Below are 22,975 nucleotides of genomic sequence, written 5' to 3'. Positions count from 1 at the left end.
TCTTACCCCAGATTATGCAGCCGGTCGGCGCGTAATCTGGCGGGATCAACGCAGCGCAGCGCGTGGGTTGGACAGGCCTCCACGCAGGCCGGTCCGCCTTCGCGATGACTGCATAAATCACATTTAAGCGCTTGCGCCCTGTTTCCCACCAGCCGTATCTGCATCGCCCCAAACGGACACGCTACCATACAGCTTTTGCACCCAATGCAGCGCCGCCGATCCACGAGCCAGGCACCCGCCGTGCGGCTGATGGCGTGGGTTGGGCAGACGTTGGCACAGGGGGCGTCCTCGCACTGATGACACCCCACCACCGTTGTGCAGGCATCCCCTTTCACCACCCGAAGGCGGGAGGTGAAAATCTGAGCGGTGAAGTCGTCCTGATGCGCCACCGCACAGGCCACTTCGCAGGTGCGGCACCCGATGCATTTTTCCGCATCCGCCATGATAAATCGGTTCATCGGTTACGCCTCGCGCACGTTAAAACCCAGCTCTTTGGAGATAGCCTCGGCCGTTTCGCGCAGCGGCTTGAGCAGGTTCTTCTCGCCCACCTGCTTCATGCGCGACGTTGATAGTGAGATAGAGATGGCATACGGGACGCGGCCGTGGATATCAAACACCGGCACGGCAATACAGGAGACGCCCAGCTCGTTCTCTTCTTTGTCCATCGCCATGCTGCGATCGCGAATTTCCGCCAGCTCATCGTACATGGCGCTCAGCTCGGTGATGGTGTTGCGCGTCAAAGGCTGGATCTGTTCCTGATGGCTTTCCCAGTAGCTCGCCACGTAATCCTGATGGCCAAACGCCATGTAAATCTTACCCATTGCAGAGCAGTAGAGCGGCATATGCTGGCCGATATAGGCGCGCGTGCGCAGCATGCCGGTTGTCGGTTCGAGCTTGTAAATCAGTATCGCGTGGTCGTCTTCCCGGCTGGAAAAGTTCACCGTTTCGCCGGTCGCAATATTCAGCGCTTCGAGGTGCGGCGCCGCCACGTGAATGATATTCAGCGACGACAGCGCCTTTTGCCCGACGGCGATAAATTTGGTAGTCAGGCGATAGCTGCCCGCCGCGGGTGCTGGCGTCACGTACCCGCATGACTGCAACCCCTGCAACAGCCGGTGCACGGTACTCTTATTCAACCCCGCCAGTTCCGATAAATGCGCAAGCGGACACCCGTTCGGATAGTTGCTGAGGATCTCAATCAGCATCAGGCCGCGAAACAAGCTCTGGCTACCTGCTGGCCTCTCTTTTTCTTGCGTCATTTCGCTCTCTTTCATGCTCATTACATGGCTCCTTTTTATCGCGCTCTGATGGTAGCGCAAAGTGTGGGTCAGTTCACGATCTCAACAGAAAAAACACAACCGTTTGATTTTAATCGATTTTGAAAAACATGAATGTCGTTGATCTGACAAAATTTGATCGCTATATTTGAAATCAGATTTCGCATAGTGAAATTTAGCGATAAAAAAGCACTCGCACTTGCCCTTAAAAGAACAGGAGAACAGGGATGAAAGTGACCTTTGAAGAGTTGAAAGCGGCGTTCAATCGGGTTCTGCTCGATCGCGGCGTGAAGGCGGAAGCCGCAGACGCCTGCGCCGAGATGTTTGCCCGCACCACGGAATCCGGCGTCTATTCACACGGCGTGAACCGCTTCCCGCGCTTTATTCAGCAGCTTGATGCAGGCGATATCATTCCTGACGCCCAGCCCAAACGGGTGATGACGTTAGGCGCCATCGAACAGTGGGATGCGCAGCGCTCCATCGGCAACCTGACGGCGAAGAAGATGATGGATCGCGCCACCGAGCTGGCCTCCGATCACGGCATTGGTCTGGTCGCACTGCGTAACGCGAACCACTGGATGCGCGGCGGCAGCTACGGCTGGCAGGCGGCGGAGAAGGGCTATATCGGCATTTGCTGGACCAACTCCATTGCCGTGATGCCCGCGTGGGGATCAAAAGAGTGCTGCATTGGCACCAACCCGCTGATCGTGGCTATTCCCTCTAATCCAATCACCATGGTCGACATGTCGATGTCGATGTTCTCCTACGGCATGCTGGAGGTGAATCGCCTGGCCGGGCGCGAGCTGCCGGTCGATGGCGGCTTCGACGACGAAGGCAACCTCACCCGGGAGCCGGGCACGATCGAGAAAAACCGTCGTATTCTGCCCATGGGCTACTGGAAAGGGTCCGGCTTATCCATCGTCCTCGACATGATCGCCACCCTGCTCTCGAACGGATCGTCCGTCGCGGAAGTCACCCAGGACAACAGCGACGAGTACGGCGTATCGCAGATCTTCATCGCCATCGAGGTGGACCGCCTGATCGACGGCCCAACCCGCCATGCCAAACTGCAGCGCATCATGGACTTCATCACCACGGCCGAACGCGCGGATGAGAATGTCGCCGTCCGCCTGCCGGGGCATGAGTTCACCCGTTTGCTGGAAGAGAACCGCCGCAACGGCATCACGGTTGACGACAGCGTGTGGGCGAAAATCCAGTCTCTGTAAGGAGTGGACCATGATATTCGGACATATTTCCCAGCCAAATCCGTGTCGCCTGCCGCGGGCGATTGAAAAAGCGCTCGAATTTCTGCGCACGACGGATTTCACCACCCTGGAGCCAGGCGTGGTGGAAATTGAAGGGCGTAACATTTTTGCCCAGGTTCTGGATCTCACCACAAAGGAACCGCACGAGAACCGGCCGGAAGTGCATCGCCGTTATCTGGATATACAGTTCCTGGCCTGGGGTGAAGAGAAAATCGGTATCGCGATTGATACCGGCAATAACGAAATAAGCGAATCACTGCTGGAACAGCGCGATATTATTTTTTATCACGACAGTGAAAACGAATTGTTTATCGACATGATTCCCGGCAGCTATGCCCTATTTTTCCCGCAGGATGTGCACCGTCCTGCCTGTATTAAAAACAAGGAAACCACAATTCGTAAAATTGTGGTGAAAGTGGCAATCAGCGAATTAGATTAATTTTCTGATAAATACAGGAACGCGAAATGACCAACACCGGTTTTATTATTGGTGCGTACCCCTGCGCACCCTCGTTTCACCAGAAAGGGGAACAAGAAGAACAGGCATTCTGGCGCCAGCTTTCCGACACGCCAAATATTCGCGGGCTGGAACAGCCGTGCCTTGAAAATCTCCATCCCCTTGGCGATGAATGGCTGTTTCGCCATACGCCGGGGGACTGGCAAATTGTGGTCACGGCGGTCATGGAAACCATGCGCCGTCGCGGCATCAACGGCGCGTTTGGCCTGGCATCTGCCGACGAGGCGCAGCGTAAAGCGTGTGTCGAATTTTACCGGCGTTTGCACCATAAAATTAACGCTGTGAATACCCGCTTCCCGGGGAAAGTGATGGCGCTTGAGATGCAGGCCGCACCACAGGCGGGCAATGCCTCGGTCGAGCAAGCCACCGACGCGTTTTCCCGCTCCATCCGTGAAATAGCACGCTGGGACTGGGGCTGCGATCTGGTGCTGGAACACTGCGATGCCATGACCGGCGCCGCACCCCGTAAAGGCTTCCTGCCCTTAGAGCAGGTGCTGGAGGTGGTTAAAGAGACGGATATCAGCGTCTGCATCAACTGGGCGCGGTCAGCCATCGAAGGCCGTAACACTACCCTTCCCCTTGACCATGTTCAGGCCGCGCTTAAGGCCGGAAAACTGGGTGCGCTGATGTTTTCGGGCACGGCTCCCGGTGGGGAGTACGGTGAATGGCAGGATCTGCACGCGCCATTTTCCTCGTTCTGCGCCGACAGTTTACTGTCAACCGAACAAGCAAAAGCACTCTTTACTGCGGCGAGCGCCGCAAGGTTGAAATTCTCCGGTATTAAATTACTGGAAATAAATGCTAATGCTGACGTCAGTCATCGCATCGCCATTTTGCGCGACGGCATTAGCCAAATGAATAAAGCAACGCAATAACAATAATAAAAGTTTATTCCGGTTACCTTACTGAGAGATTAACGATGAATATTTCTACTCAAACTCTACATGCGGACATTCCGCGCCAGCGCTGGCTAAGAATCATTCCTCCTATTCTTATTGCCTGCATTATTTCATATATGGACCGCGTGAATATCGCGTTTGCGATGCCGGGGGGGATGGATGAAGAATTAGGGATTACCGCGACCATGGCAGGCCTCGCGGGCGGGATATTTTTTATCGGCTATCTGTTTCTGCAGGTTCCCGGCGGCAAGATTGCCGTGCACGGCAGCGGCAAGAAATTTATCGGCTGGTCGCTGGTCGCCTGGGCGGCGATATCGGTGCTCACGGGTCTTGTAACGAATCAGTACCAGCTGCTGGTGCTGCGCTTCTTACTCGGCGTGGCGGAAGGCGGGATGCTGCCCGTTGTGCTCACCATGATCAGCAACTGGTTCCCGGATGCCGAGCGCGGTCGCGCCAACGCGATTGTGATCATGTTCGTGCCCATCGCCGGGATCATCACCGCCCCGCTATCGGGCTGGATTATTACCGCACTCGACTGGCGCTGGCTGTTCATCATTGAAGGTCTGATGTCCGTCGTCGTGCTGGTGCTCTGGGCATTTACCGTTTACGACCGTCCGCAGGAAGCCCGCTGGATTTCAGAGGCCGAGAAAAACTATCTGGTGAAAACGCTGGCGGCTGAACAGCAGGCCATCGCCGGAAAAGAGGTGAAAAATGCCTCGCTCAGCGCCGTGCTGTCCGACAAAACCATGTGGCAGCTGATCGCCCTGAACTTCTTCTACCAGACCGGGATTTACGGCTACACCCTCTGGCTGCCCACCATTCTGAAGGAGCTGACGCACACCAGCATCGGCCAGGTGGGGATGCTCGCCATCCTGCCCTACATCGGCGCCATTGCGGGGATGTTCCTGTTCTCTACGCTTTCTGACCGCACCGGCAAGCGCAAGCTGTTTGTCTCCCTGCCGTTGATCGGTTTTGCGCTCTGCATGTTCCTCTCCGTGGCGCTAAAAGCAAACACCTGGCTGGCCTATGCCGCACTGGTGGGCTGTGGGTTCTTCCTGCAATCCGCCGCGGGCGTGTTCTGGACCATTCCAGCGCGTCTGTTCAGCGCAGAAATGGCGGGCGGCGCGCGCGGCGTGATCAACGCCCTCGGTAACCTCGGTGGCTTCTGCGGCCCGTATGCGGTTGGGGTATTGATCACCCTGTACAGCAAAGACGCGGGCGTTTACTGCCTGGCCGTTTCTCTGGCGCTGGCGTCGCTGCTGGCCCTGCTGTTACCGGCGAAGTGCGATGCCGGGGCAGAGCCTAACCCCACGGTAAATCCGCACAAGCGTGCGGCCTGATCACCCCAGCCCTCTCCCACAGGGAGAGGGAGAAAACCGAACCGTAGGCCGGGTAAGCGCAGCGCCACCCGGCGAATAAGTGAGACGAAGATGAGTGAAAAAGAGCCCTTCTGGCTGGGTATCGATTGTGGCGGTACTTATCTGAAAGCCGGTTTGTACAACAGCCAGGGCAAAGAAGTATGTATCGAACGTCGCGCCGTTGCCACGCTCAGCCCGCGAGCGGGCTACGCCGAGCGGGACATGCATCATCTGTGGCAGCACTGCCACGCAACCCTCGCCGCGCTGCTCAAGCGTTCAGGCATAAACGGCAACCGGATAAAAGGCGTGGGCATTTCTGCGCAAGGTAAAGGGCTGTTTCTACTTGATAAACAGAACCAACCGTTGGGCAACGCCATACTCTCCTCTGACCGCAGGGCGCTGGAAATTGTGCAGCGCTGGCAGCAGGACGGCATTCCCGAAAAGCTCTATCCGCATACGCGCCAGACCCTGTGGACCGGGCACCCGGCCTCGCTTCTGCGCTGGGTCAAAGAGAACGAACCGCAGCGGTACCAGCAGATTGGCTGCGTGATGATGGCGCACGACTATCTTCGCTGGTGCCTGACCGGCGTGAAAGGCTGCGAGGAGAGCAACATCTCCGAGTCCAACCTCTACAACATGAATACCGGGAAATACGACCCCCAGCTAACGCGCTGGCTCGGGATCGGCGAAATTGACGACGCCCTGCCGCCAATTGTCGGTTCAGCAGAAATTTGCGGGGAAATCACCGCTCAGGCAGCCACCCTTACCGGTCTCGCGGCGGGCACGCCCGTCGTGGGTGGACTGTTTGACGTGGTTTCCACCGCAGTCTGTGCCGGGCTGCAAGACCCACACACGCTGAACGCCGTGATGGGCACCTGGGCCGTCACCAGCGGGATCGCCGATGCGCTTCGCGACAACGAACCCTTCCCGTACGTCTATGGCCGCTACGTGTACCCGCAGCAGTATATCGTTCACGAAGCCAGCCCGACCTCGTCCGGCAACCTTGAATGGCTCACCGCGCAATGGGGCGACATGTCATTCGATGAGATCAACCGCACGGTTGCCAGCCAGCCGAAGGCCGGAAGCGACCTGTTCTTCCTGCCGTTCCTCTATGGCAGCAACGCCGGGCTGGAGATGACCAGCGGTTTCTATGGGATGCAGGCGCTACACACCCGCGCGCACCTGCTGCAGGCGGTGTATGAGGGCGTGGTGTTCAGCCACATGACCCACCTCAACCGCATGCTCGAACGCTTTACCCACGTTCATGCCCTGCGCGTGACCGGTGGCCCCGCCCATTCGGACGTGTGGATGCAAATGCTCGCGGACGTCAGCGGGCTGGCGATTGAACTGCCGCAGGTGGAAGAGACCGGCTGTTCCGGCGCGGCGCTGGCCGCCCTCGTCGGCACCGGCGTGTATACCGATTTCCATGCGGCGCAAAGCGCCCTCCGACACGACATTCGCGTCATTGCACCCGACATGCGCGCCCATGCGGCCTACCAGCGCAAATATCACCGCTACCAGTTACTGATTTCAGCACTTCAGGGCTACCACGCCCGAGTTAAGGAGTACGACCTATGAGCCGACCATTACTGCAGCTGGCGCTCGACCATACCTCTCTTCAGGCCGCGCAGCGCGATGTCGCGACGCTCGCGAATTGCGTCGATATCGTCGAAGCGGGCACCATTTTGTGCCTGACCGAAGGGCTAAACGCCGTGCGCGCCCTGCGCGAGCAGTGCCCGAATAAAATCATCGTTGCGGACTGGAAGGTGGCCGACGCCGGAGAAACCCTGGCAGAGCAGGCGTTTGGCGCGGGTGCGAACTGGATGACCATCATCTGCGCCGCACCGCTGGCGACCGTTGAACGCGGCCACGAGATGGCCCTGCGCTGCGGGGGAGAAATCCAGATGGAGCTCTTCGGTAGCTGGACGCTGGACGATGCTCGCGCATGGCATCGCGTTGGCGTGAAGCAGGCCATTTATCACCGCGGGCGCGACGCGCAGGCGAGCGGCCAGCAGTGGGGCGAGGCGGATCTCGCAAAAATGAAAGCGCTCTCCGACATCGGTTTACAGCTTTCGATTACCGGCGGCATCACCCCCGCCGATCTGCCGCTCTTTAAGCAGATCAACGTTAAAGCCTTTATTGCCGGCCGCGCGCTCGCGGGTGCCGCCAATCCGCAGCAGGTGGCTGAGGCATTCCATTCGAACATTCGCGACATCTGGGGAGCGTAACCATGCGTCAGCATCCGTTAGGGATTTATGAAAAAGCGCTGCCAAAAGATCTCTCCTGGCCGGAACGGCTGGTACTGGCGAAAAGCTGCGGGTTCGATTTTGTCGAGATGTCTGTCGATGAAACCGATGAACGATTATCGCGCCTCGACTGGAGCACCGCGCAGCGCGCCTCTCTGGTTGAAGCGATGCTGGAAACGGGGGTGTCTATCCCATCCATGTGCCTGTCTGCCCACCGTCGCTTCCCGTTTGGCAGCCGCGATGAAACCGTGCGCGAACGCGCCCGGGAGATCATGACCAAAGCCATCAGGCTGGCGCGTGACCTGGGCATTCGCACCATCCAGCTTGCCGGGTACGACGTTTATTACGAAGAGCATGACGAGGGAACGCAGCAGCGCTTTGCCGAAGGGCTGGCGTGGGCCGTGGAGCAGGCCGCCGCCGCACAGGTGATGCTGGCGGTGGAGATCATGGATACCGCGTTTATGAACTCCATCAGCAAATGGAAAAAATGGGACGAGATGCTCGCCTCGCCGTGGTTCAGCGTTTACCCGGACGTCGGCAACCTGAGCGCGTGGGGTAACGACGTCACCGCCGAGCTGACGCTGGGCATTGACCGCATTGCGGCGATTCACCTGAAAGATACCCAACCCGTTACCGCGCAAAGCCCCGGACAGTTTCGCGACGTGCCGTTTGGCGAAGGCTGCGTCGATTTTGTCGGCGTCTTTAACACCCTGAACCAACTGAACTATCGCGGCGCGTTTCTGATTGAAATGTGGACTGAAAAAGCAAAAGAGCCGGTGCTGGAGATTATCCAGGCGCGCCGCTGGATTGAAGCCCGTATGCAGGAAGGAGGCATGACATGTTAGAACAGCTCAAAGCCGAGGTGCTGGCAGCAAACCTGGCGCTGCCCGCCCACCAGCTGGTGACCTTTACCTGGGGCAACGTCAGCGCCGTGGACCGCCAAAGCGGCATGATGGTGATTAAGCCCTCCGGCGTGGAGTACGACGTGATGGCGGCGGAGGATATGGTGGTGGTGAATATCGCCACGGGTCAGGTTGTCGAGGGTAATAAAAAGCCCTCTTCCGACACGCCCACCCATCTTGCGCTGTATCGCCGTTATCCGGAGATTGGCGGCATCGTGCATACCCACTCTCGCCACGCCACTATCTGGTCGCAGGCGGGGCTCGACCTACCCGCCTGGGGTACCACGCACGCGGACTATTTCTACGGGTCCATTCCCTGCACGCGCCCGATGACTGCGGCAGAGATTGCCGGGGAATACGAATACCAGACGGGTGAAGTTATCATCAAAACCTTCGAGGAGCGCGACTTAAGCCCAATGCAGATCCCGGCGGTGCTGGTCCACTCCCACGGCCCGTTCGCCTGGGGTAAAGACGCTGCCGATGCGGTCCACAATGCCGTCGTGCTGGAAGAGTGCGCCTATATGGGCCTGTTCTCGCGCCAGCTCGCGCCACAGCTTCCGGTTATGCAGCAGGAACTTCTCGACAAACATTATCTGCGTAAGCATGGAGCGAATGCCTATTACGGGCAGTAATCAGCCGGAATTGATATGCTCTTTACAGTACCGCCGTTTCCAGACGGCGGGCGTTAGCCCGGTATGCTTCGAAAAGATCTGCCGAAAATACCCCACGTCATTAAAACCGCAGCGGGTTGCCACTTCAGTAAGCGAAGCAGAACCATCCAGCAACAGCTTTTCCGCTGCCCTGACGCGCTGGCGATGTATCGCCTCCGTCAGGGTTAAATGGAACGTCCGGCGAAACACGCGCCCGAGATAATCGGCATTGCAGTGCAACGCTTTTGCCAGCTGCGACGTCGAAAGGGGTAAATGAAACTGCGTGCGAATAAGCTGCTTCGCCTTCCACGCCATCGCCGCACCGGCTTCATCAGCATTATCTTCATATCCTGATGAAATGGAAATTTGCTGCAAAATCAGTAATAGAATGATTTCAAGCGCCACGCTTCGCTGTAATTTCTCCTGCTCACTCAGGAACTGGCGAAAAAGAGAAATCACATACTGTGCATCCCTCACTCGGCAATGTTGTTCTATTGCCAAATTGGGTAATCGGGGCGGGTGATGCTCAACCTCAAAATGCAGCCAGTAAAATTTAAGATCGGCAGGAAAGTCGCCGACGCCTACATGTCGCCTGCCAGGCCAAAGCAGCAAACTCTCACCCGCCTTCACGTCAAATACCGTATTTTCTTCCTGGATCGTTAATGTCCCTTTTTCGACAAAAATAATCTCCCAAGACGTTAATTTTCGCGCAGGGTGGCGGCCCACGCCCCGGGAGATAAATAACCCGCCATTTTGGACCTTAATCGGAAGCGCTATGGATAATTCAAGCATGGATATTCACCATTCCGCTTTTATTGCCGTTTGTATTCAACTTACGCTTTGATTATTAATCAATATTCGAATAACTGTCCGATCGGAATCACATTTTTATCATCAGGTCGGAATCGTCATCTTTTTATACTTTTCCCTTCCCTTGTTGGCCTCTCCGTTCGGTGCAGAATAAATGCGTACCTTGCACAAATACGATAATAAATTCGATTACCGAGGAGTTACTTCATGACTTCCACACCGATGACAGAATCAGACGTGACGCAAGAGGCAACAGATAGCCGCTTGTCCGTCCGCGAGAAAATGGGCTACGGCCTGGGCGATGCGGGCGGCACCGTGATCACCTGCCTGATTATGAATTTTCTGACCTTTTTCTATACCGATGTCTTTGGCCTCACTCCCGCGCTGGTGGGCACGCTGTTTATTGCCCTTCGCGTGTTTGACGCGATTTCCGATCCGGTGATGGGCGTCATTGCCGACCGTACGCAGAGCCGCTGGGGGCGTTTTCGTCCCTGGCAGCTGTGGATCGCCTTCCCGATAGGGATTATCGGAGTGATGACCTTCACCGTACCGGAAGCCAGCATGGGGGTGAAAATCGCCTGGGCGTTCGGCACTTATTTGCTATTGTCCGTGGGTTACACCGCCATCAACGTGCCCTACTGCGCGCTAATCAACACCATGACAACCCGTCACAACGAGGTCATATCCTGCCAGTCCTGGCGCTTCGTGCTGTGCGGCGTGGCGGGCTTTTTGGTCTCCGTGGGCCTGCCGTGGCTGGTCGCTGAATTAGGCCAGGGAGATGCCGCGAAAGGTTATCAGCTTGGCGTCGGCGTGCTGTGCGCCATCGCCGTGGTGATGTTCCTGTGCTGCTTTTTCTGGGTGCGCGAGCGCGTCCCGCTGGCGCTGATGGGTAAATTCACCCTGCGGGAGCATCTGGCCGGTCTGCGTCAAAACGATCAGCTGCTGCTGATGCTGGTGATGTCCTTCTTGCTGATCAATGTCTTCAACATTCGCGGTGGTGGATATATGTACTTCATCACCTACGTGCTTCACGGCAGCACGGCTTATACCTCGCTTTTTTTCACGATGGTGACCTTTGCCGCCATTCTGGGCGCGGTGATCGTCAGCCCGCTGTCGCGCCGTATTGATACCGTCAAGCTCTACTACTACACCAACCTGGTGCTCGCCGCGCTCGCGGTGGGCATGTGGTTTCTGCCGGCTAGCCCGGCGCAGCAGACGCTCTGGCTGATCGTCATTTTAAGTAACGGCGTAATTTTGGGTTTCACCCTGCCGCTGCACTTTTCGCTGATGGCTTTTGCCGATGACTACGGCGAATGGAAAACCGGCGTGCGCTCTTCAGGCATGAACTTCGCCTTCAACCTGTTTTTCATCAAGCTCGCGTGGGCGTCCAGCGCCGGGATCATCAGCCTGGTGTTTATCGCCGTGGCCTATCAGCCGGGCGTGGGCAACCAGACGCCAGCCTCGTTACAGGGCATCACCGCCATGGAGACATTGCTGCCCGCCCTTTTTCACCTGCTGCTGGCTGTCGCTATCCGCTGGTGCAGGCTTAACAACCCTATGATGTCGCGCATTGCCACCGACCTGCGCCAGCGTCACGTATCGTCCTGAGGAGAACGCTATGACCATAATGGAACCCGATCTGCACCAGTTGAAAATCAACGACCCGTTTCTCGGGCAGTATCAACGCCTGGCCCGTGATGTCGTCATCCCCTACCAGTGGGATGCGCTGAACGACCGCGTGGCGGAAGCCGAGCCCAGCCACGCTATCACCAACTTCCGCATTGCGGCAGGCCTGGAGCAGGGTGAATTCTACGGCATGGTGTTTCAGGACAGCGACGTGGCGAAATGGCTGGAAGCCGTGGCGTGGTCGCTGTGCCAGAAGCCTGATGCAGAACTGGAGAAAACCGCCGACGAGGTGATTGAGCTGATCGCGTTGGCGCAATGTGAGGATGGCTATCTCAACACGTACTTTACGGTAAAAGCGCCTGAGGAGCGCTGGACCAATCTGGCCGAATGCCACGAGCTCTACTGCGCCGGTCATATGATTGAAGCGGGCGTGGCGTATTTCCAGGGAACAGGGAAACGCCGCCTGCTGGATGTGGTTTGCAGGCTGGCGGACCATATCGACAGCGTGTTTGGCCCGGGAGAAAGCCAGCTGCACGGCTATCCGGGCCACCCGGAAATCGAGCTGGCGCTGATGCGGCTGTACGACGTCACGCAGGAGCCCCGCTATCTTGCTCTGGTGAAATATTTCATTGAACAACGCGGCGCGCAGCCGCACTTTTATGATATCGAATACGAGAAACGCGGCAAAACGTCATACTGGAACACCTATGGCCCGGCCTGGATGGTTAAGGACAAAGCCTACAGCCAGGCGCATCAGCCGCTTGCCGATCAACAAACGGCCATCGGCCACGCGGTGCGTTTTGTCTACCTGATGGCGGGCATGGCGCATCTGGCGCGCCTGAGTCACGACGAGGGGAAACGGCAGGACTGCCTGCGGCTGTGGAAAAATATGGCGCAGCGCCAGCTGTACATTACCGGCGGGATTGGCTCGCAAAGCAGCGGCGAGGCGTTCAGCAGCGATTACGACCTGCCCAACGATACGGTGTATGCCGAAAGCTGCGCCTCCATCGGCCTGATGATGTTTGCCCGGCGGATGCTGGAAATGGAGGCAGACGGCCACTATGCCGACGTGATGGAGCGCGCGCTGTACAATACGGTGCTGGGCGGGATGGCGCTGGACGGTAAACATTTCTTTTACGTGAACCCGCTGGAAGTGCATCCGAAAACGCTGGCGTTCAACCATATCTACGATCACGTGAAGCCCGTCCGCCAGCGCTGGTTTGGCTGCGCCTGCTGTCCGCCGAATATCGCCCGCGTGCTGACGTCGCTGGGGCACTACATTTATACCGTTCGCCAGGATGCGCTTTTTATTAACCTCTACGTCGGCAACGATGTCGTCGTTCCGGTTGGCGATGAAACCCTGGCGCTGCGGATCAGCGGTAATTATCCGTGGCAGGAAGAGGTGAAAATCGAGATTACCTCGCCTGTTCCCGTCACGCATACCCTGGCTTTGCGGCTACCGGACTGGTGTGCGGCGCCTGGCGTTTTATTAAATGGAGAAACGGTCACGGGCGAGATCTCCCGTGGATACCACTATCTCACTCGTACCTGGCAGGAAGGGGATGTCATCACGCTGACGCTGCCTATGCCGGTTCGCCGTGTGTATGGCAATCCGCAGGTACGTCAGCAGGCGGGGAAAGTCGCGCTGCAGCGCGGACCGCTGGTTTATTGCCTGGAAGAGGCGGATAACGGTGCCAATCTGCATAACCTTTCTTTGCCGCGCGACGTCGAGTTCCGGGTCTTTGAAGGGAAAGGCATTTTCGCGCACAAAATGTTGATACAGGCGGAGGGGATGGGCTGTCACGTGAAAGAGACGGATGCGCTCTGGCAGTACGACCGCTCGCCGGTACGGCGTCAGCCCCAGACGCTGACCTTTATTCCCTGGTTCAGTTGGGCGAACCGGGGAGAAGGGGAAATGCGGATCTGGGTGGATGAAGGCTGAATTTCTGCAGCCTGTTGCCCTCACCCAACCCTCTCCCACGGGGAGAGGGCAAACGCTATGGCAGCACGCGACGTGCTGCCTCAGCCAGAAATGCGCTCCGATTAGCGAACTGAGGATGCTCGCTGACAAAGGAGTCAATCTTGACCAGCAAACGTCGAGGCATCGTGATGTTGATACGCTCGGCCCTGCCGTCGAACTGCTTCATATTAATATCCACCAACAGCCATTGCCCGCCAATAAAATCCTCAGGACGACCTTCCAGATGCGCTTCCACATTACCCGGAAGAGGCAGTGCTTCATCCATTTCAAACAGCGCTTCGAAGTGTGCTGTAAGTGCATCACGTGCATCCTGAAATGCATCATCCAGGGAATCACCAGCAAAATAACAGCCTGGAACGTCAGGGAAAAAGCCGCTGGCGCTACCGTCGGAGTCAGAATGAATGTACGCCGGATAAAACATAACTACTCCTGATATCAGTGTTTAATTCCCGCCTGCCGCCAGATCTGGGCGAGAGTGCCCGGTTTAATATCCTTTTTAGGATGTGGGACAGTAACCAGCCCTTTCTGTTCTGGATGGCGAAACTGATGATGGCTTCCTTTCGTTCTGACGCATTTCCAGCCATGGCCGAGCAGAACAGTAATGACATCCGCACTTTTCACATCCCAATCCTTCCATGATTATACACACGACACACACCATCGCTATCGGGTCGAATCACATTAGCGCATAAGGAATATCAATGCAGTCGTGTTTTGACGAAACAGGAAGAGGCATCGAGAAATGAAAAAGGAAAACGTTGTATTGCAGATAAAAATGCAGGCACGATCGTAGGCCGGGTAAGGCGAAGCCGCCACCCGGCTTTACCACATCAGAAGCGCCAGGTCAGCCCGGTCATCAGCGCGAAGCTGTCGTCGCGGTCGATCATCGGGCTGTTCTTCACGTCGTCAGGCAACACGGTATAGACCGCGCTGGCATTGAGGTACAGCTTCTCGGTTAGCTGATACTTAGCCGCCAGGCCAACGTATGGCGTCCAGCTGTCACCGGCGGTGTATTGATCCAGTCCTGAGCGTCGGGACTCGCTGCCGGAGACACCGTAGTAGTAATCGTTATAGCTTTCGTCGCTGTAGAACACGCCAGCAGAAGGCGTCAGGGTCAGGCGTTCCATTCTGATTGGGTGGAAGTAAGATATCTCGCCCACCACGCCGCCGCTTTCATCCATCGCATCGCCAGAAAGGGCCACTTTCAGCGAACCCCAGCGTTCGTGGCGGTAGTACGCGCCGCCGAGGAATGCGGACGCCTTACGTTCATCGAGCTTCTTCATCTGATGGTCGTCGTTGTCATCAGGATCAAAATGCAGCGGCATCCACGTAGCGGTCAGGCTCAACTCATTTTTTGCATCTTTCCACAGAACCCATCCGCCCGTGGTCTGGCGAATATAGAAACGATCGCCTTCGTAGCTAATTAACGGTACTGCGGTTGTATTTTCGTTATAGCCTTTGTAAGGAGACTCATTAAATACAGCCCCCGCTCCAAGTGAAAATTCACCGGCCATGGCAGACGTTGATGCAAATAACGTGGCAGCGATGAGTAAGTTGTATTTAATAGTCATTCTATGTAATCCATTTAAATGCCAAACAAGCGAGGCGCATAATAATGGTTACAAATTTGCCAATGCAACGCTGCGGTTTATATAATATTATATATAAAATCATATAGATGGGTGCGCGTAATGAGTAAACTACAGCTAAAACCACGGGAATTAAAAATTATCTCCGTCATTGCCGCCACCCACAGCATTGGTGATGCAGCCGCCCTGCTGGGCATGGCGCAGGCCAACGTCAGTAAATATCTCTCTGATTTTGAAACGCGGGTCGGACTCAAGGTTTTTGAGCGCACTACGCGCCAGCTCTCCCTGACCCAGTTTGGTGAAGCGCTACTCCCCTACGTGAATGCCACGCTGGATAAGAACAGCCAGCTTGTTAATTTCATTGCTGATTATAAGCATGAAAAGCGCGGAAAAGTGACGATCTATGCCCCAACGGGTATCGTGACCTACCTCGCGCGACACGTGATCCACCAGATAGAAGACATCGGTGACATCCGCATCTCCCTGAAAACCTACAACCTGGACCGGAATGAATTTTCAGAAGGCGTGTCCTTTCCGGATGACTGCGATATCTTAATTACCTATGCGCAACCGAAAGACGAAAGCCTGGTCGCCAGCGTGTTAACACAATATTCCGTTACGGCATTCGCAACGCGCGAATATTTAAATAACCATCCCTTAACCGGACCTGAAGATTTAATTCATCACTCCTGTATTCTCATTGACTCCATGCTGGTCGATGATGCCAACATCTGGCGTTTTAGGATGCATGGCAGTGAAGAAGTGCATGATTACCGGGTGACCGGTAATTATATTTGCGACAATACGCAAACGGCCCTGGAACTGGCGAGAAATAATCTTGGGATTGTTTTTGCGCCAAAAGAGAGTCTGAAAAAAGAATTAACGCACGGGATGCTGGTCCCCTGCTTCCCGCACCAGGAAGAGTGGTGGCTCGATCTGACGGCGATTTTCCGCAAGCGCGACTACCAGCCCTGGCGTGTGCAATACGTTCTGGATGGCGTTCTGAACTGCCTGCGCCAGCAAATTGCTCAGGCCGCCCATGGACGGCCTGAGCTGGGCGATTAGAACAGCCCCAGCGGTTTATCGGAGTAGCTCACCAGCAAACATTTCGTCTGCTGGTAATGTTCCAGCATCATCTTGTGGGTTTCACGCCCAATGCCCGACTGCTTATAACCGCCAAATGCCGCGTGTGCCGGATAGGCGTGGTAGCAGTTGGTCCAGACGCGCCCGGCCTGAATGCCCCGGCCCATTTTATAGGCCAGATTACCGTTGCGGCTCCAGACGCCAGCCCCCAGGCCATACGGCGTGTCGTTGGCAATCTCCAGCGCCTCCTCCATCGTTTTGAAGGTCGTCACCGCCAGCACCGGTCCGAAAATCTCCTCCTGGAAGACGCGCATGTTGTTCTGACCGAACAGGATCGTCGGCTCAAGGTAATAGCCTTCCTGCAGATCCCCGCCGAGCATCTTACGACGCCCTCCGGTGAGAATATCCGCCCCTTCTTTCTTACCAATGTCGATGTAGTTGAGGATAGTCTCCAGCTGCCCATGCGAGACCTGCGCGCCCATCTGCGTGACGTTATCGAGCGGGTTACCGCTGCGGATAGACTCAACGCGGCGAATGGCCCGCTCCATAAAGCGCTCATAGATGGACTCCTGCACCAGCGCGCGGCTTGGGCAGGTGCAGACTTCGCCCTGGTTAAACGCAAACAGCGCAAACCCTTCCAGAGCCTTATCGAAGAAGGCATCTTCTTCCTCCATCACGTCCGCGAAGAAGATGTTCGGGGATTTCCCGCCCAGCTCCAGCGTCACCGGGATGATGTTCTGCGTGGCGTACTGCATGATCTGCTGGCCCACCTCCGTCGACCCGGTAAACGCCACTTTAGCGATCCGTTTTGAGGTCGCCAGATATTCCCCTATCTCACCGCCCGCACCGTTCACCACGTTAATCACGCCCGGTGGCAGCAGATCGCCAACGATTTCCATCAGCAGCAGAACCGAGAGCGGGGTCAGACGCGCCGGTTTGAGCACAATACAGTTTCCGGCCGCCAGCGCGGGGGCCATTTTCCAGCTCGCCATCAGCAGCGGGAAGTTCCACGGAATAATTTGCCCTACCACGCCCAGCGGTTCGTGGAAGTGATACGCCACGGTGTCGCTGTCGACCTCGCTGATCCCCCCCTCCTGAGCGCGAATACAGGAGGCAAAATAGCGGAAGTGGTCGATGGCCAGCGGCACGTCTGCCGCCATCGTTTCCCGGATCGGCTTGCCGTTATCCCAGGTTTCCGCCGTCGCCAGCAGCTCCAGATTCTGCTCCATCCGGTCGGCAATTTTGAACAGAATGGCCGCGCGATCCTGCACGGAGGTGTGAGCCCATTTCTCTTTCGCGTTGTGGGCCGCATCCAGCGCCAGGTCGATGTCACGCTTGCCGGAGCTGGCAATCTCGCACAGCGGCTGGCCGGTAACCGGGGTCAGGTTCGAATAGTATTCGCCGTCGACGGGAGCGACCCAGTCGCCGCCAATAAAATTGTCATAACGGGGCTTCAGCTTGAGGGGAAAACCATACTCGCCGGGCTGGATACGCGATGAGGGAGGATTGTTTGTCATGACCATCTCCTTGCTGTTGGTGTACAACAAGGGTAGTTCCGGCTGGCGATTTTCTCGCCAGCCGGTAACGGCGTTTACGACGGGGGTCACGGAGTTTCAGGAAATAATAGCGAATCTCGCAGAAGGTGATCGTTGCCGCGACGGCGGGTAAAGCCGATGCGGTTGAAATACTCCAGGATCTGGATCGCCAGCTTGCGGCCGACGTTCAGCCGGTCGCGGAAATCGGCGGCGCAGGTTGAGCCGCGCGCCTGATCCAGCTCGCGGATCAGGTTGGCAAACGCCACAATACGATCGTTACGGTAATAACGATCTTTCACGATCGCGACTATCAGCCCCTGCTGCGCCGCGTGGCGCAATACCTGACGCATCACCTGCTCGTCGGTGTTCGTTTCCCGAGCCAGATCGCGAACCCACCACGGCTCATCGCCGAACAGCGGGGCCGCTTTTTGCCATATCGCCTCTTGCTCTGTGGTGAACCCGGCCTTGTGATCCGGCAGGTGCAGCCAGCCGTGGTGGCTTTTAATCACCCCGCTTTCACGCATGTTTTCGATCAGCAGCAGCACCAGCGCGTCGTCTTCCATCGGCAGGGCCATGCGGCGCAGGCGCTCGCGGCCCGGGCCTGGCTCATCCTGATGCTGTTCATGATACGTCGCCAGCGTGTTCAGTATCTTACGCTGCCAGCGTGCGGCAACCGGAGCGTTGAGCAGGCTGTTCCCGGCCTGAATAAAGCCCGGTTCTCCGGTCAACTGACGCAGCCCTTCCCCGCTCAGCTGGCGTGCCCAGGCAAAATCACTCAGGCTTACCGCACCGCGATCGAGATGCACCCGCAGCGCGGCGCTATCATCCGGCGCCTGTGCCAGCGCGGCCAGCCACTGCAGATATTCCGGCTTACGCTTGCCGCGCCGCGGCGGGTTAAGCGCCACCACCCGCGCCCCGGCCAGCGTTTCCCGCGCGGAGATATCCCGCAGGACCAGACGGTCGTTGTCTGCCAGCCAGAGCGGTGAATCGAATACCAGCTCGGCGAGATCGTTTTCCAGCAGCGACACGCGGCCGGTGATATGGCTGGCCGCATGGTGAATATGCAGCGGCTGCCACTGGGTCAGGGGCACGTTGGCCTGCAGGGAGACAATCACGCGTTCAGACGGTTCAGGTGGGGAGTCGGCCAGCAGCCAGTCGCCGCGGTTAAGCTGCTCTTTTTCTGCATCCCCGGCGATGTTCAGCGCGATACGCTGCCCGGCATGAGCACGCTCAGCAGGCTGGTTTTGCGCGTGCAGCCCGCGCACGCGCATCGGCTTGTTCACCCCCGTCAGCCACAGGCTATCTCCCACCTTCACTTCACCGCTCAAGGCGGTACCGGTGACCACCAGACCCGCGCCTTTAACGGTAAATGCGCGGTCAATCGCCAGACGGAAGCGGTGATGGCTGGCATGGTCACGCGGTGAAAGTTGCTGCAGGTGGTGGCGAAGTTCGTCGATACCGCGGCCTTCCGTCGCCACGGTGACAAATAGCGGTGCGTCGACAAAGCCATACTCGCGCAGGGTCGCCTGTACCGTTTCGCGCACCTCGCTGACGCGGGCTTCATCCACGCGATCGGCTTTCGTCAGCGCCACGGTCAGCTGCGGGCTGCCGGTCAGCTGCAGGATCGCCAGGTGCTCACGGGTTTGCGCCATCACGCCGTCATCGCAGGCCACCACCAGCAGGGCATGATCGATGCCGCCGACGCCCGCCAGCATGTTGGACAGAAACTTTTCATGCCCTGGAACATCAATAAAGCCCAGCACGCGGCCATCGGGCTGGGGCCAGTAGGCATAGCCCAGGTCGATGGTCATGCCGCGCTTTTTCTCTTCCGGCAGGCGGTCGGCGTTTATCCCGGTAATGGCCTGCAGCAACGTGGTTTTTCCGTGGTCAACATGACCGGCGGTGGCAATAATCATTTCAACAACATCTCCAGAAATCGCTCTTCATCTTCAAGGCAGCGCAGATCCAGCCACATTCGGCCATCGTAAATCCGCCCGATAACCGGCGTTGGCAGGCCGCGCCAGCGCAACGACAGGGCTTCCAGGTGGCTGCCGCGCCCGTCGCGCGGGGTGAAGGTGAGCGCTTCGCTCGGCAGCCTGTCCACCGGCAGCGAACCGCTGCCAATCTGGGACTGGCAGGGCTCAATGCGAACGACAAAATCGGGGTAATGCGGGGCAATGCGCGGCAGCAGCAGTTCGGCCTGGGCGCGAATCGAGGCGGCATCGCGGGTTAACAGGCGCAGCGCAGGCAGGCGGTCGGCCAGCTTCTCCGGATGGAGATAGAGCCGCAGCGTCGCGTCCAGCGCGGCAAGGGTCATTTTATCGGCGCGCAGGGCGCGCTTGAGCGGATGCTGCTGCAGCTTCGCAATCAGCTCGCGCTTGCCGACGATAATCCCGGCCTGCGGCCCGCCCAGCAGCTTGTCGCCGGAAAAGCTGACCAGGCTGACGCCCGCCGCAATCATCTCCTGCGGCATCGGTTCTTTTGGCAGGCCGTACTGGCTCAGATCGACCAGCGAACCGCTGCCGAGATCGGCAATCACCGGAATATTGAGCTCGCGCCCCATCGCCGCCAGCTCGGCCTCATCAACCGTTTTGGTGAAGCCTTCAATCTGGTAATTGCTGGTGTGGACCTTCATCAGCAGGGCGGTGTTTTCGTTCACCGCTGCGCGATAATCTTTCGCGTGGGTACGGTTTGTGGTGCCCACCTCATGGAGCGTGCAGCCCGCCTGGCGCATCACGTCCGGGATGCGAAACGCCCCGCCAATCTCCACCAGCTCGCCGCGGGAAACCACCACCTCTTTGCCGCTGGCGGTAGCCGCCAGCATCAGCAGCACCGCTGCGGCGTTGTTATTCACAATGCAGGCATCTTCCGCGCCGGTCAGCTGGCACAGCAGATCCGCCAGGGCACGATCGCGATGCCCGCGTCCGGCGCCGTCCAGATCGTACTCCAGCGTGACCGGCGCACGCATAGCCTGCGCGACCGCAGCAACCGCTTCTTCCGCCTGCTGCGCGCGGCCCAGATTGGTATGCAGCACGGTACCGGTCAGGTTAATCACCGGGCGTAACGCGCTCTGCGCGTTCTCGTCCAGCCGGCGTTCCACTTCCAGCTCCCACGCGGTACACCAGCCGGGCAAGCTATTTTCTGCCTGAATGGCGCATCGTGCTTCGTCCTGAAGCAGGCGTAACATCGCAACCGTCGCGGTATGGCCAAAGCGCTCCACAACAGCATGAATGCGAGGTTCGCGAAGAAGGCGGTCGGTAGCGGGGATCTGGCTGTAGAGCGAATGATGAGTAGTCATGAAAGCGCCTGGCGAGTAAATATCTTCCCCCCTCCCGACGGGAGAGGGAGTTAACATGTGGAGGGATTGTACCGCCTCCTGCAGCGAAGTGTTATAACCCGCGTCAAGCCTTTGGCGGTTCGGTACGGGCAAAGCTCTCGCGGCTAAACAGCGTGTCTGCAAGCTTCACCAGCAGCGGACGGTCGACGCACCAGCCCGGGGAGACGCGGCGGAAGTTGAGATACCCGATGGCGCAGGCGATGGCGACGGTGGCCAGGTTCAGGCTGTCGGTGTGAATTTTTCCCTCCCGGATGAGCTGTTCGCACATATCCAGACTGCGGTTGATTTTTTCCCGCTGGCGCAGCAGTTCTGTTTCCGACTGCTGTGCAGCGGGCCTGGCCTGCTCGCGCACGGAAGTCAGCGCCGCATCCATAATGCCGTCGGCCAGAGCTTCAATTTGCTTCACCGCCAGCGCCGCTTTAGGGTCGGCCGGAAGCATCGCCGGGGCCACGCCCAGCAGCTCGATATACTCCGCAATAATCGGGGAATCGAACCAGTATTCCCCCTCGTCCGTCACCAGCGCCGGGACTTTCCCCAGCGGGTTGTACTGCGCGACGCCGTTTTGGGCGCTGTAGGGCTGTTCATTGACGAATTCAAATTCAATCCCTTTCTCCAGCAGGAGAATCGAGATTTTTCGCACGAAGGGACTGGTGTAGCTACCGATGAGTTTCATTGCCTGATCCTTGATGCCGGAAAAAGGTCAGTATGGATCAGGCGATGAAAAAAGGGCAGGTATGGATGTCGCATTCCTGCCCCTGGAAGATTAGTGATCGAGGTAGAGGTAGTGCATCCAGCTGGTCATGCGCAGCAGCACTTTACGCATCACCGAGACGTGGGCGAAATGGTCTGAATAGACCGCCACCTGGGCATAGATGCCGTCCGGCAGCGCATCGACGTCGGCGTTAGGCTCCAGCTCAATCAGCGCCTGTACGCCATCCGTACCCGGCGTGACGGTCAATGCCTGCAACGCCCCCTGCGCCTGATACGACCCGCCAGGCACCACCGGCAGAACGCTGGTGAGCTTACCGGAGAACACCTGGCCCGGCAGCGCGTTAAACACCACTTCCGCCTCATCGCCCGGCTTCAGACGCAGCAGCGAGTTCTGGCGGAACTGGGCCACGATCTGGCGCTTCTGTTCCGGAATAAAGACCATCACCGGACGCAGCGGCAGCGCGGCGGCGTAGGTTCCCGGACGAATCAGCACCTGAGTGATATAGCCATTGCTCGGCGCACGCACCACGGTCTGATCCAGATTGTATTTCGCTTCGGCAAGCTGGGCGCGTAAGGAGGCAATCTGCGACTGTTCGCCGTTCACCATGCTGTCCAGCTGGCTTTGAATTTGCGTCTGTTCAGCCACGGAGCCTTTTACCAGCGCATCCTGTGCCAGATAGTTCTGCCGCGCGTTGTCGATATCGCTTTCAGAGAACGGATTCACCTTTGCCTGGCTGCCTTTCAGGTAGCGCTGATAATCTTTGTACAGGCGGTCACGCTCGGCGGAGACGCGGGTGGTATTGGCGACGGCTTCTGCAAGCTGCGCCTTCAAGCTGTCAATATTGTGCGTCGCGGTGACCAGGTCGGCCTGCAGTCTGTCGACACGCGCCTGGTAGCGGCCCGGATCCAGTTTAAATAACACGTCGCCTTTTTTAATAAGCTGGTTATTCTTATCGGTCACTTCACTGACTATTCCGGTCACCTGCGGCGTAATCGGAATAGAAATAACCGCTTTTTGCGCCGTAAAGGTATACGGGTGGTTATAGTTCATTAACAGAATCAGTCCGGCAACAATAAATACCCCGCCTAGCGTTGCGGTGGCAAGCGTCCACTGGTTTACCGGAATGCGGAATATTTTAAAAATTACCCAGGCAAACGCCACATAGGTCAAAATAATCAACAGATCCAT

The 22,975-nt window shown here is 57.6% G+C and carries 22 protein-coding genes; 11 read left to right on the top strand and 11 right to left on the bottom strand.

The features are described 5' to 3' along the window. Positions 1 to 2 precede the first annotated feature (2 nt). Positions 3 to 458 (bottom strand): 4Fe-4S dicluster domain-containing protein, encoded by a 456-nt coding sequence (locus FY206_RS00890; protein ID WP_032644463.1) that lies wholly within the window; start codon positions 456 to 458, stop codon positions 3 to 5. Positions 459 to 461: 3 nt separating this feature from the next. Beyond that, positions 462 to 1,280 carry an IclR family transcriptional regulator YiaJ gene (gene yiaJ / locus FY206_RS00885; protein ID WP_021242452.1) on the bottom strand — a complete coding sequence of 273 codons (819 nt, stop codon included), beginning with the start codon at positions 1,278 to 1,280 and terminating at the stop codon, positions 462 to 464. Between the two features lie 224 nt (positions 1,281 to 1,504). Here yiaJ and yiaK point away from each other — a divergent pair, with 224 nt between their 5' ends. From yiaK to araD, 8 genes are all read left to right on the top strand, one after another. Continuing rightward, positions 1,505 to 2,503: a 3-dehydro-L-gulonate 2-dehydrogenase gene (gene yiaK / locus FY206_RS00880; RefSeq protein ID WP_032644462.1), complete on the top strand. Its 999-nt coding sequence runs from the start codon at positions 1,505 to 1,507 to the stop codon at positions 2,501 to 2,503. A gap of 10 nt (positions 2,504 to 2,513) precedes the next feature. Then, positions 2,514 to 2,981: a YhcH/YjgK/YiaL family protein gene (locus FY206_RS00875; RefSeq protein ID WP_032644461.1), complete on the top strand. Its 468-nt coding sequence runs from the start codon at positions 2,514 to 2,516 to the stop codon at positions 2,979 to 2,981. Between the two features lie 26 nt (positions 2,982 to 3,007). Beyond that, a complete protein-coding gene (locus FY206_RS00870) occupies positions 3,008 to 3,934 on the top strand; it encodes a DUF4862 family protein (RefSeq protein ID WP_032644460.1) in 927 nt (308 codons plus the stop codon). Between the two features lie 44 nt (positions 3,935 to 3,978). Then, a complete protein-coding gene (locus FY206_RS00865; protein WP_032644459.1) occupies positions 3,979 to 5,298 on the top strand; it encodes an MFS transporter in 1,320 nt (439 codons plus the stop codon). A 90-nt stretch (positions 5,299 to 5,388) separates the two neighbouring features. Next, positions 5,389 to 6,894 carry an FGGY-family carbohydrate kinase gene (locus FY206_RS00860; RefSeq protein ID WP_032644458.1) on the top strand — a complete coding sequence of 502 codons (1,506 nt, stop codon included), beginning with the start codon at positions 5,389 to 5,391 and terminating at the stop codon, positions 6,892 to 6,894. Further along, on the top strand, positions 6,891 to 7,544 hold the full coding sequence (ulaD, locus tag FY206_RS00855) for a 3-keto-L-gulonate-6-phosphate decarboxylase UlaD (protein WP_032644457.1): 654 nt from the start codon (positions 6,891 to 6,893) through the stop codon (positions 7,542 to 7,544). Before FY206_RS00860 ends, ulaD begins: the two co-directional genes overlap by 4 nt. Before the next feature lie 2 nt (positions 7,545 to 7,546). After that, positions 7,547 to 8,407 carry an L-ribulose-5-phosphate 3-epimerase gene (locus FY206_RS00850; protein ID WP_032644456.1) on the top strand — a complete coding sequence of 287 codons (861 nt, stop codon included), beginning with the start codon at positions 7,547 to 7,549 and terminating at the stop codon, positions 8,405 to 8,407. Then, positions 8,401 to 9,096, top strand: a complete 696-nt coding sequence (gene araD / locus FY206_RS00845) for an L-ribulose-5-phosphate 4-epimerase (protein WP_032644455.1) — start codon at positions 8,401 to 8,403, stop codon at positions 9,094 to 9,096. The genes FY206_RS00850 and araD overlap by 7 nt, the downstream gene beginning before the upstream one ends. Here araD and FY206_RS00840 read toward each other — a convergent pair whose 3' ends face one another. Next, complete coding sequence (locus FY206_RS00840; RefSeq protein WP_032644454.1) at positions 9,097 to 9,906, bottom strand: helix-turn-helix domain-containing protein; 810 nt, start codon at positions 9,904 to 9,906, stop codon at positions 9,097 to 9,099. It abuts the gene before it with no gap. A 225-nt stretch (positions 9,907 to 10,131) separates the two neighbouring features. On the opposite strand from FY206_RS00840, the gene FY206_RS00835 reads away from it, so the two are divergent. Together FY206_RS00835 and FY206_RS00830 are read left to right on the top strand one after the other, a co-directional pair. Then, positions 10,132 to 11,532: an MFS transporter gene (locus tag FY206_RS00835; RefSeq protein ID WP_032644453.1), complete on the top strand. Its 1,401-nt coding sequence runs from the start codon at positions 10,132 to 10,134 to the stop codon at positions 11,530 to 11,532. A gap of 10 nt (positions 11,533 to 11,542) precedes the next feature. Beyond that, positions 11,543 to 13,492: a glycoside hydrolase family 127 protein gene (locus FY206_RS00830; protein WP_032644452.1), complete on the top strand. Its 1,950-nt coding sequence runs from the start codon at positions 11,543 to 11,545 to the stop codon at positions 13,490 to 13,492. Between the two features lie 55 nt (positions 13,493 to 13,547). On the opposite strand, the gene FY206_RS00825 is transcribed toward FY206_RS00830, so the two are convergent. The 3 genes from FY206_RS00825 to FY206_RS00815 all read right to left on the bottom strand — a co-directional run bounded on the left by FY206_RS00825 (position 13,548) and on the right by FY206_RS00815 (position 15,102). Then, entirely contained in the window at positions 13,548 to 13,952 is a 405-nt protein-coding gene (locus tag FY206_RS00825) for a type II toxin-antitoxin system HicB family antitoxin (RefSeq protein ID WP_032644451.1), read from the bottom strand. 14 nt (positions 13,953 to 13,966) lie between these two features. Then, a complete protein-coding gene (locus tag FY206_RS00820; protein WP_072001253.1) occupies positions 13,967 to 14,152 on the bottom strand; it encodes a type II toxin-antitoxin system HicA family toxin in 186 nt (61 codons plus the stop codon). 209 nt (positions 14,153 to 14,361) lie between these two features. Then, on the bottom strand, positions 14,362 to 15,102 hold the full coding sequence (locus tag FY206_RS00815) for a MipA/OmpV family protein (RefSeq protein ID WP_032644449.1): 741 nt from the start codon (positions 15,100 to 15,102) through the stop codon (positions 14,362 to 14,364). Between the two features lie 120 nt (positions 15,103 to 15,222). Here FY206_RS00815 and FY206_RS00810 point away from each other — a divergent pair, with 120 nt between their 5' ends. After that, complete coding sequence (locus FY206_RS00810) at positions 15,223 to 16,185, top strand: LysR family transcriptional regulator (RefSeq protein WP_032644448.1); 963 nt, start codon at positions 15,223 to 15,225, stop codon at positions 16,183 to 16,185. On the opposite strand, the gene aldB is transcribed toward FY206_RS00810, so the two are convergent. The 5 genes from aldB to FY206_RS00785 all read right to left on the bottom strand — a co-directional run bounded on the left by aldB (position 16,182) and on the right by FY206_RS00785 (position 22,975). Continuing rightward, the gene (gene aldB, locus FY206_RS00805; RefSeq protein WP_032644447.1) at positions 16,182 to 17,720 is read right to left on the bottom strand and encodes an aldehyde dehydrogenase AldB; all 1,539 of its coding nucleotides are present in this window, start codon (positions 17,718 to 17,720) and stop codon (positions 16,182 to 16,184) included. The two genes, FY206_RS00810 and aldB, sit on opposite strands and share 4 nt — an antisense overlap. An 86-nt stretch (positions 17,721 to 17,806) precedes the next feature. Then, complete coding sequence (selB, locus tag FY206_RS00800; RefSeq protein ID WP_032644446.1) at positions 17,807 to 19,654, bottom strand: selenocysteine-specific translation elongation factor; 1,848 nt, start codon at positions 19,652 to 19,654, stop codon at positions 17,807 to 17,809. Continuing rightward, positions 19,651 to 21,036, bottom strand: a complete 1,386-nt coding sequence (selA, locus tag FY206_RS00795) for an L-seryl-tRNA(Sec) selenium transferase (protein ID WP_032644445.1) — start codon at positions 21,034 to 21,036, stop codon at positions 19,651 to 19,653. Before selA ends, selB begins: the two co-directional genes overlap by 4 nt. Before the next feature lie 103 nt (positions 21,037 to 21,139). Beyond that, positions 21,140 to 21,748 carry a glutathione S-transferase gene (locus tag FY206_RS00790; protein ID WP_032644444.1) on the bottom strand — a complete coding sequence of 203 codons (609 nt, stop codon included), beginning with the start codon at positions 21,746 to 21,748 and terminating at the stop codon, positions 21,140 to 21,142. A 90-nt stretch (positions 21,749 to 21,838) separates the two neighbouring features. After that, a complete protein-coding gene (locus FY206_RS00785) occupies positions 21,839 to 22,975 on the bottom strand; it encodes an HlyD family secretion protein (protein ID WP_077064254.1) in 1,137 nt (378 codons plus the stop codon).

Origin of the sequence: Enterobacter chengduensis (genome assembly GCF_001984825.2) — a bacterium.
Classification (GTDB): Bacteria; Pseudomonadota; Gammaproteobacteria; order Enterobacterales; family Enterobacteriaceae; genus Enterobacter; species Enterobacter chengduensis.
This window is presented reverse-complemented; position numbering and strand designations above follow the sequence as displayed.

What these genes read in the sequence shown, in the direction of transcription:
- FY206_RS00890 (WP_032644463.1), bottom strand. Translation starts at nt 458, where the DNA reads ATGAACCGATTTATCATGGCGGATGCGGAAAAATGCATCGGGTGCCGC.
- yiaJ (WP_021242452.1), bottom strand. Translation starts at nt 1,280, where the DNA reads ATGAGCATGAAAGAGAGCGAAATGACGCAAGAAAAAGAGAGGCCAGCA.
- yiaK (WP_032644462.1), top strand. Translation starts at nt 1,505, where the DNA reads ATGAAAGTGACCTTTGAAGAGTTGAAAGCGGCGTTCAATCGGGTTCTG.
- FY206_RS00875 (WP_032644461.1), top strand. Translation starts at nt 2,514, where the DNA reads ATGATATTCGGACATATTTCCCAGCCAAATCCGTGTCGCCTGCCGCGG.
- FY206_RS00870 (WP_032644460.1), top strand. Translation starts at nt 3,008, where the DNA reads ATGACCAACACCGGTTTTATTATTGGTGCGTACCCCTGCGCACCCTCG.
- FY206_RS00865 (WP_032644459.1), top strand. Translation starts at nt 3,979, where the DNA reads ATGAATATTTCTACTCAAACTCTACATGCGGACATTCCGCGCCAGCGC.
- FY206_RS00860 (WP_032644458.1), top strand. Translation starts at nt 5,389, where the DNA reads ATGAGTGAAAAAGAGCCCTTCTGGCTGGGTATCGATTGTGGCGGTACT.
- ulaD (WP_032644457.1), top strand. Translation starts at nt 6,891, where the DNA reads ATGAGCCGACCATTACTGCAGCTGGCGCTCGACCATACCTCTCTTCAG.
- FY206_RS00850 (WP_032644456.1), top strand. Translation starts at nt 7,547, where the DNA reads ATGCGTCAGCATCCGTTAGGGATTTATGAAAAAGCGCTGCCAAAAGAT.
- araD (WP_032644455.1), top strand. Translation starts at nt 8,401, where the DNA reads ATGTTAGAACAGCTCAAAGCCGAGGTGCTGGCAGCAAACCTGGCGCTG.
- FY206_RS00840 (WP_032644454.1), bottom strand. Translation starts at nt 9,906, where the DNA reads ATGCTTGAATTATCCATAGCGCTTCCGATTAAGGTCCAAAATGGCGGG.
- FY206_RS00835 (WP_032644453.1), top strand. Translation starts at nt 10,132, where the DNA reads ATGACTTCCACACCGATGACAGAATCAGACGTGACGCAAGAGGCAACA.
- FY206_RS00830 (WP_032644452.1), top strand. Translation starts at nt 11,543, where the DNA reads ATGACCATAATGGAACCCGATCTGCACCAGTTGAAAATCAACGACCCG.
- FY206_RS00825 (WP_032644451.1), bottom strand. Translation starts at nt 13,952, where the DNA reads ATGTTTTATCCGGCGTACATTCATTCTGACTCCGACGGTAGCGCCAGC.
- FY206_RS00815 (WP_032644449.1), bottom strand. Translation starts at nt 15,102, where the DNA reads ATGACTATTAAATACAACTTACTCATCGCTGCCACGTTATTTGCATCA.
- FY206_RS00810 (WP_032644448.1), top strand. Translation starts at nt 15,223, where the DNA reads ATGAGTAAACTACAGCTAAAACCACGGGAATTAAAAATTATCTCCGTC.
- aldB (WP_032644447.1), bottom strand. Translation starts at nt 17,720, where the DNA reads ATGACAAACAATCCTCCCTCATCGCGTATCCAGCCCGGCGAGTATGGT.
- selB (WP_032644446.1), bottom strand. Translation starts at nt 19,654, where the DNA reads ATGATTATTGCCACCGCCGGTCATGTTGACCACGGAAAAACCACGTTG.
- selA (WP_032644445.1), bottom strand. Translation starts at nt 21,036, where the DNA reads ATGACTACTCATCATTCGCTCTACAGCCAGATCCCCGCTACCGACCGC.
- FY206_RS00790 (WP_032644444.1), bottom strand. Translation starts at nt 21,748, where the DNA reads ATGAAACTCATCGGTAGCTACACCAGTCCCTTCGTGCGAAAAATCTCG.
- FY206_RS00785 (WP_077064254.1), bottom strand. Translation starts at nt 22,975, where the DNA reads ATGGATCTGTTGATTATTTTGACCTATGTGGCGTTTGCCTGGGTAATT.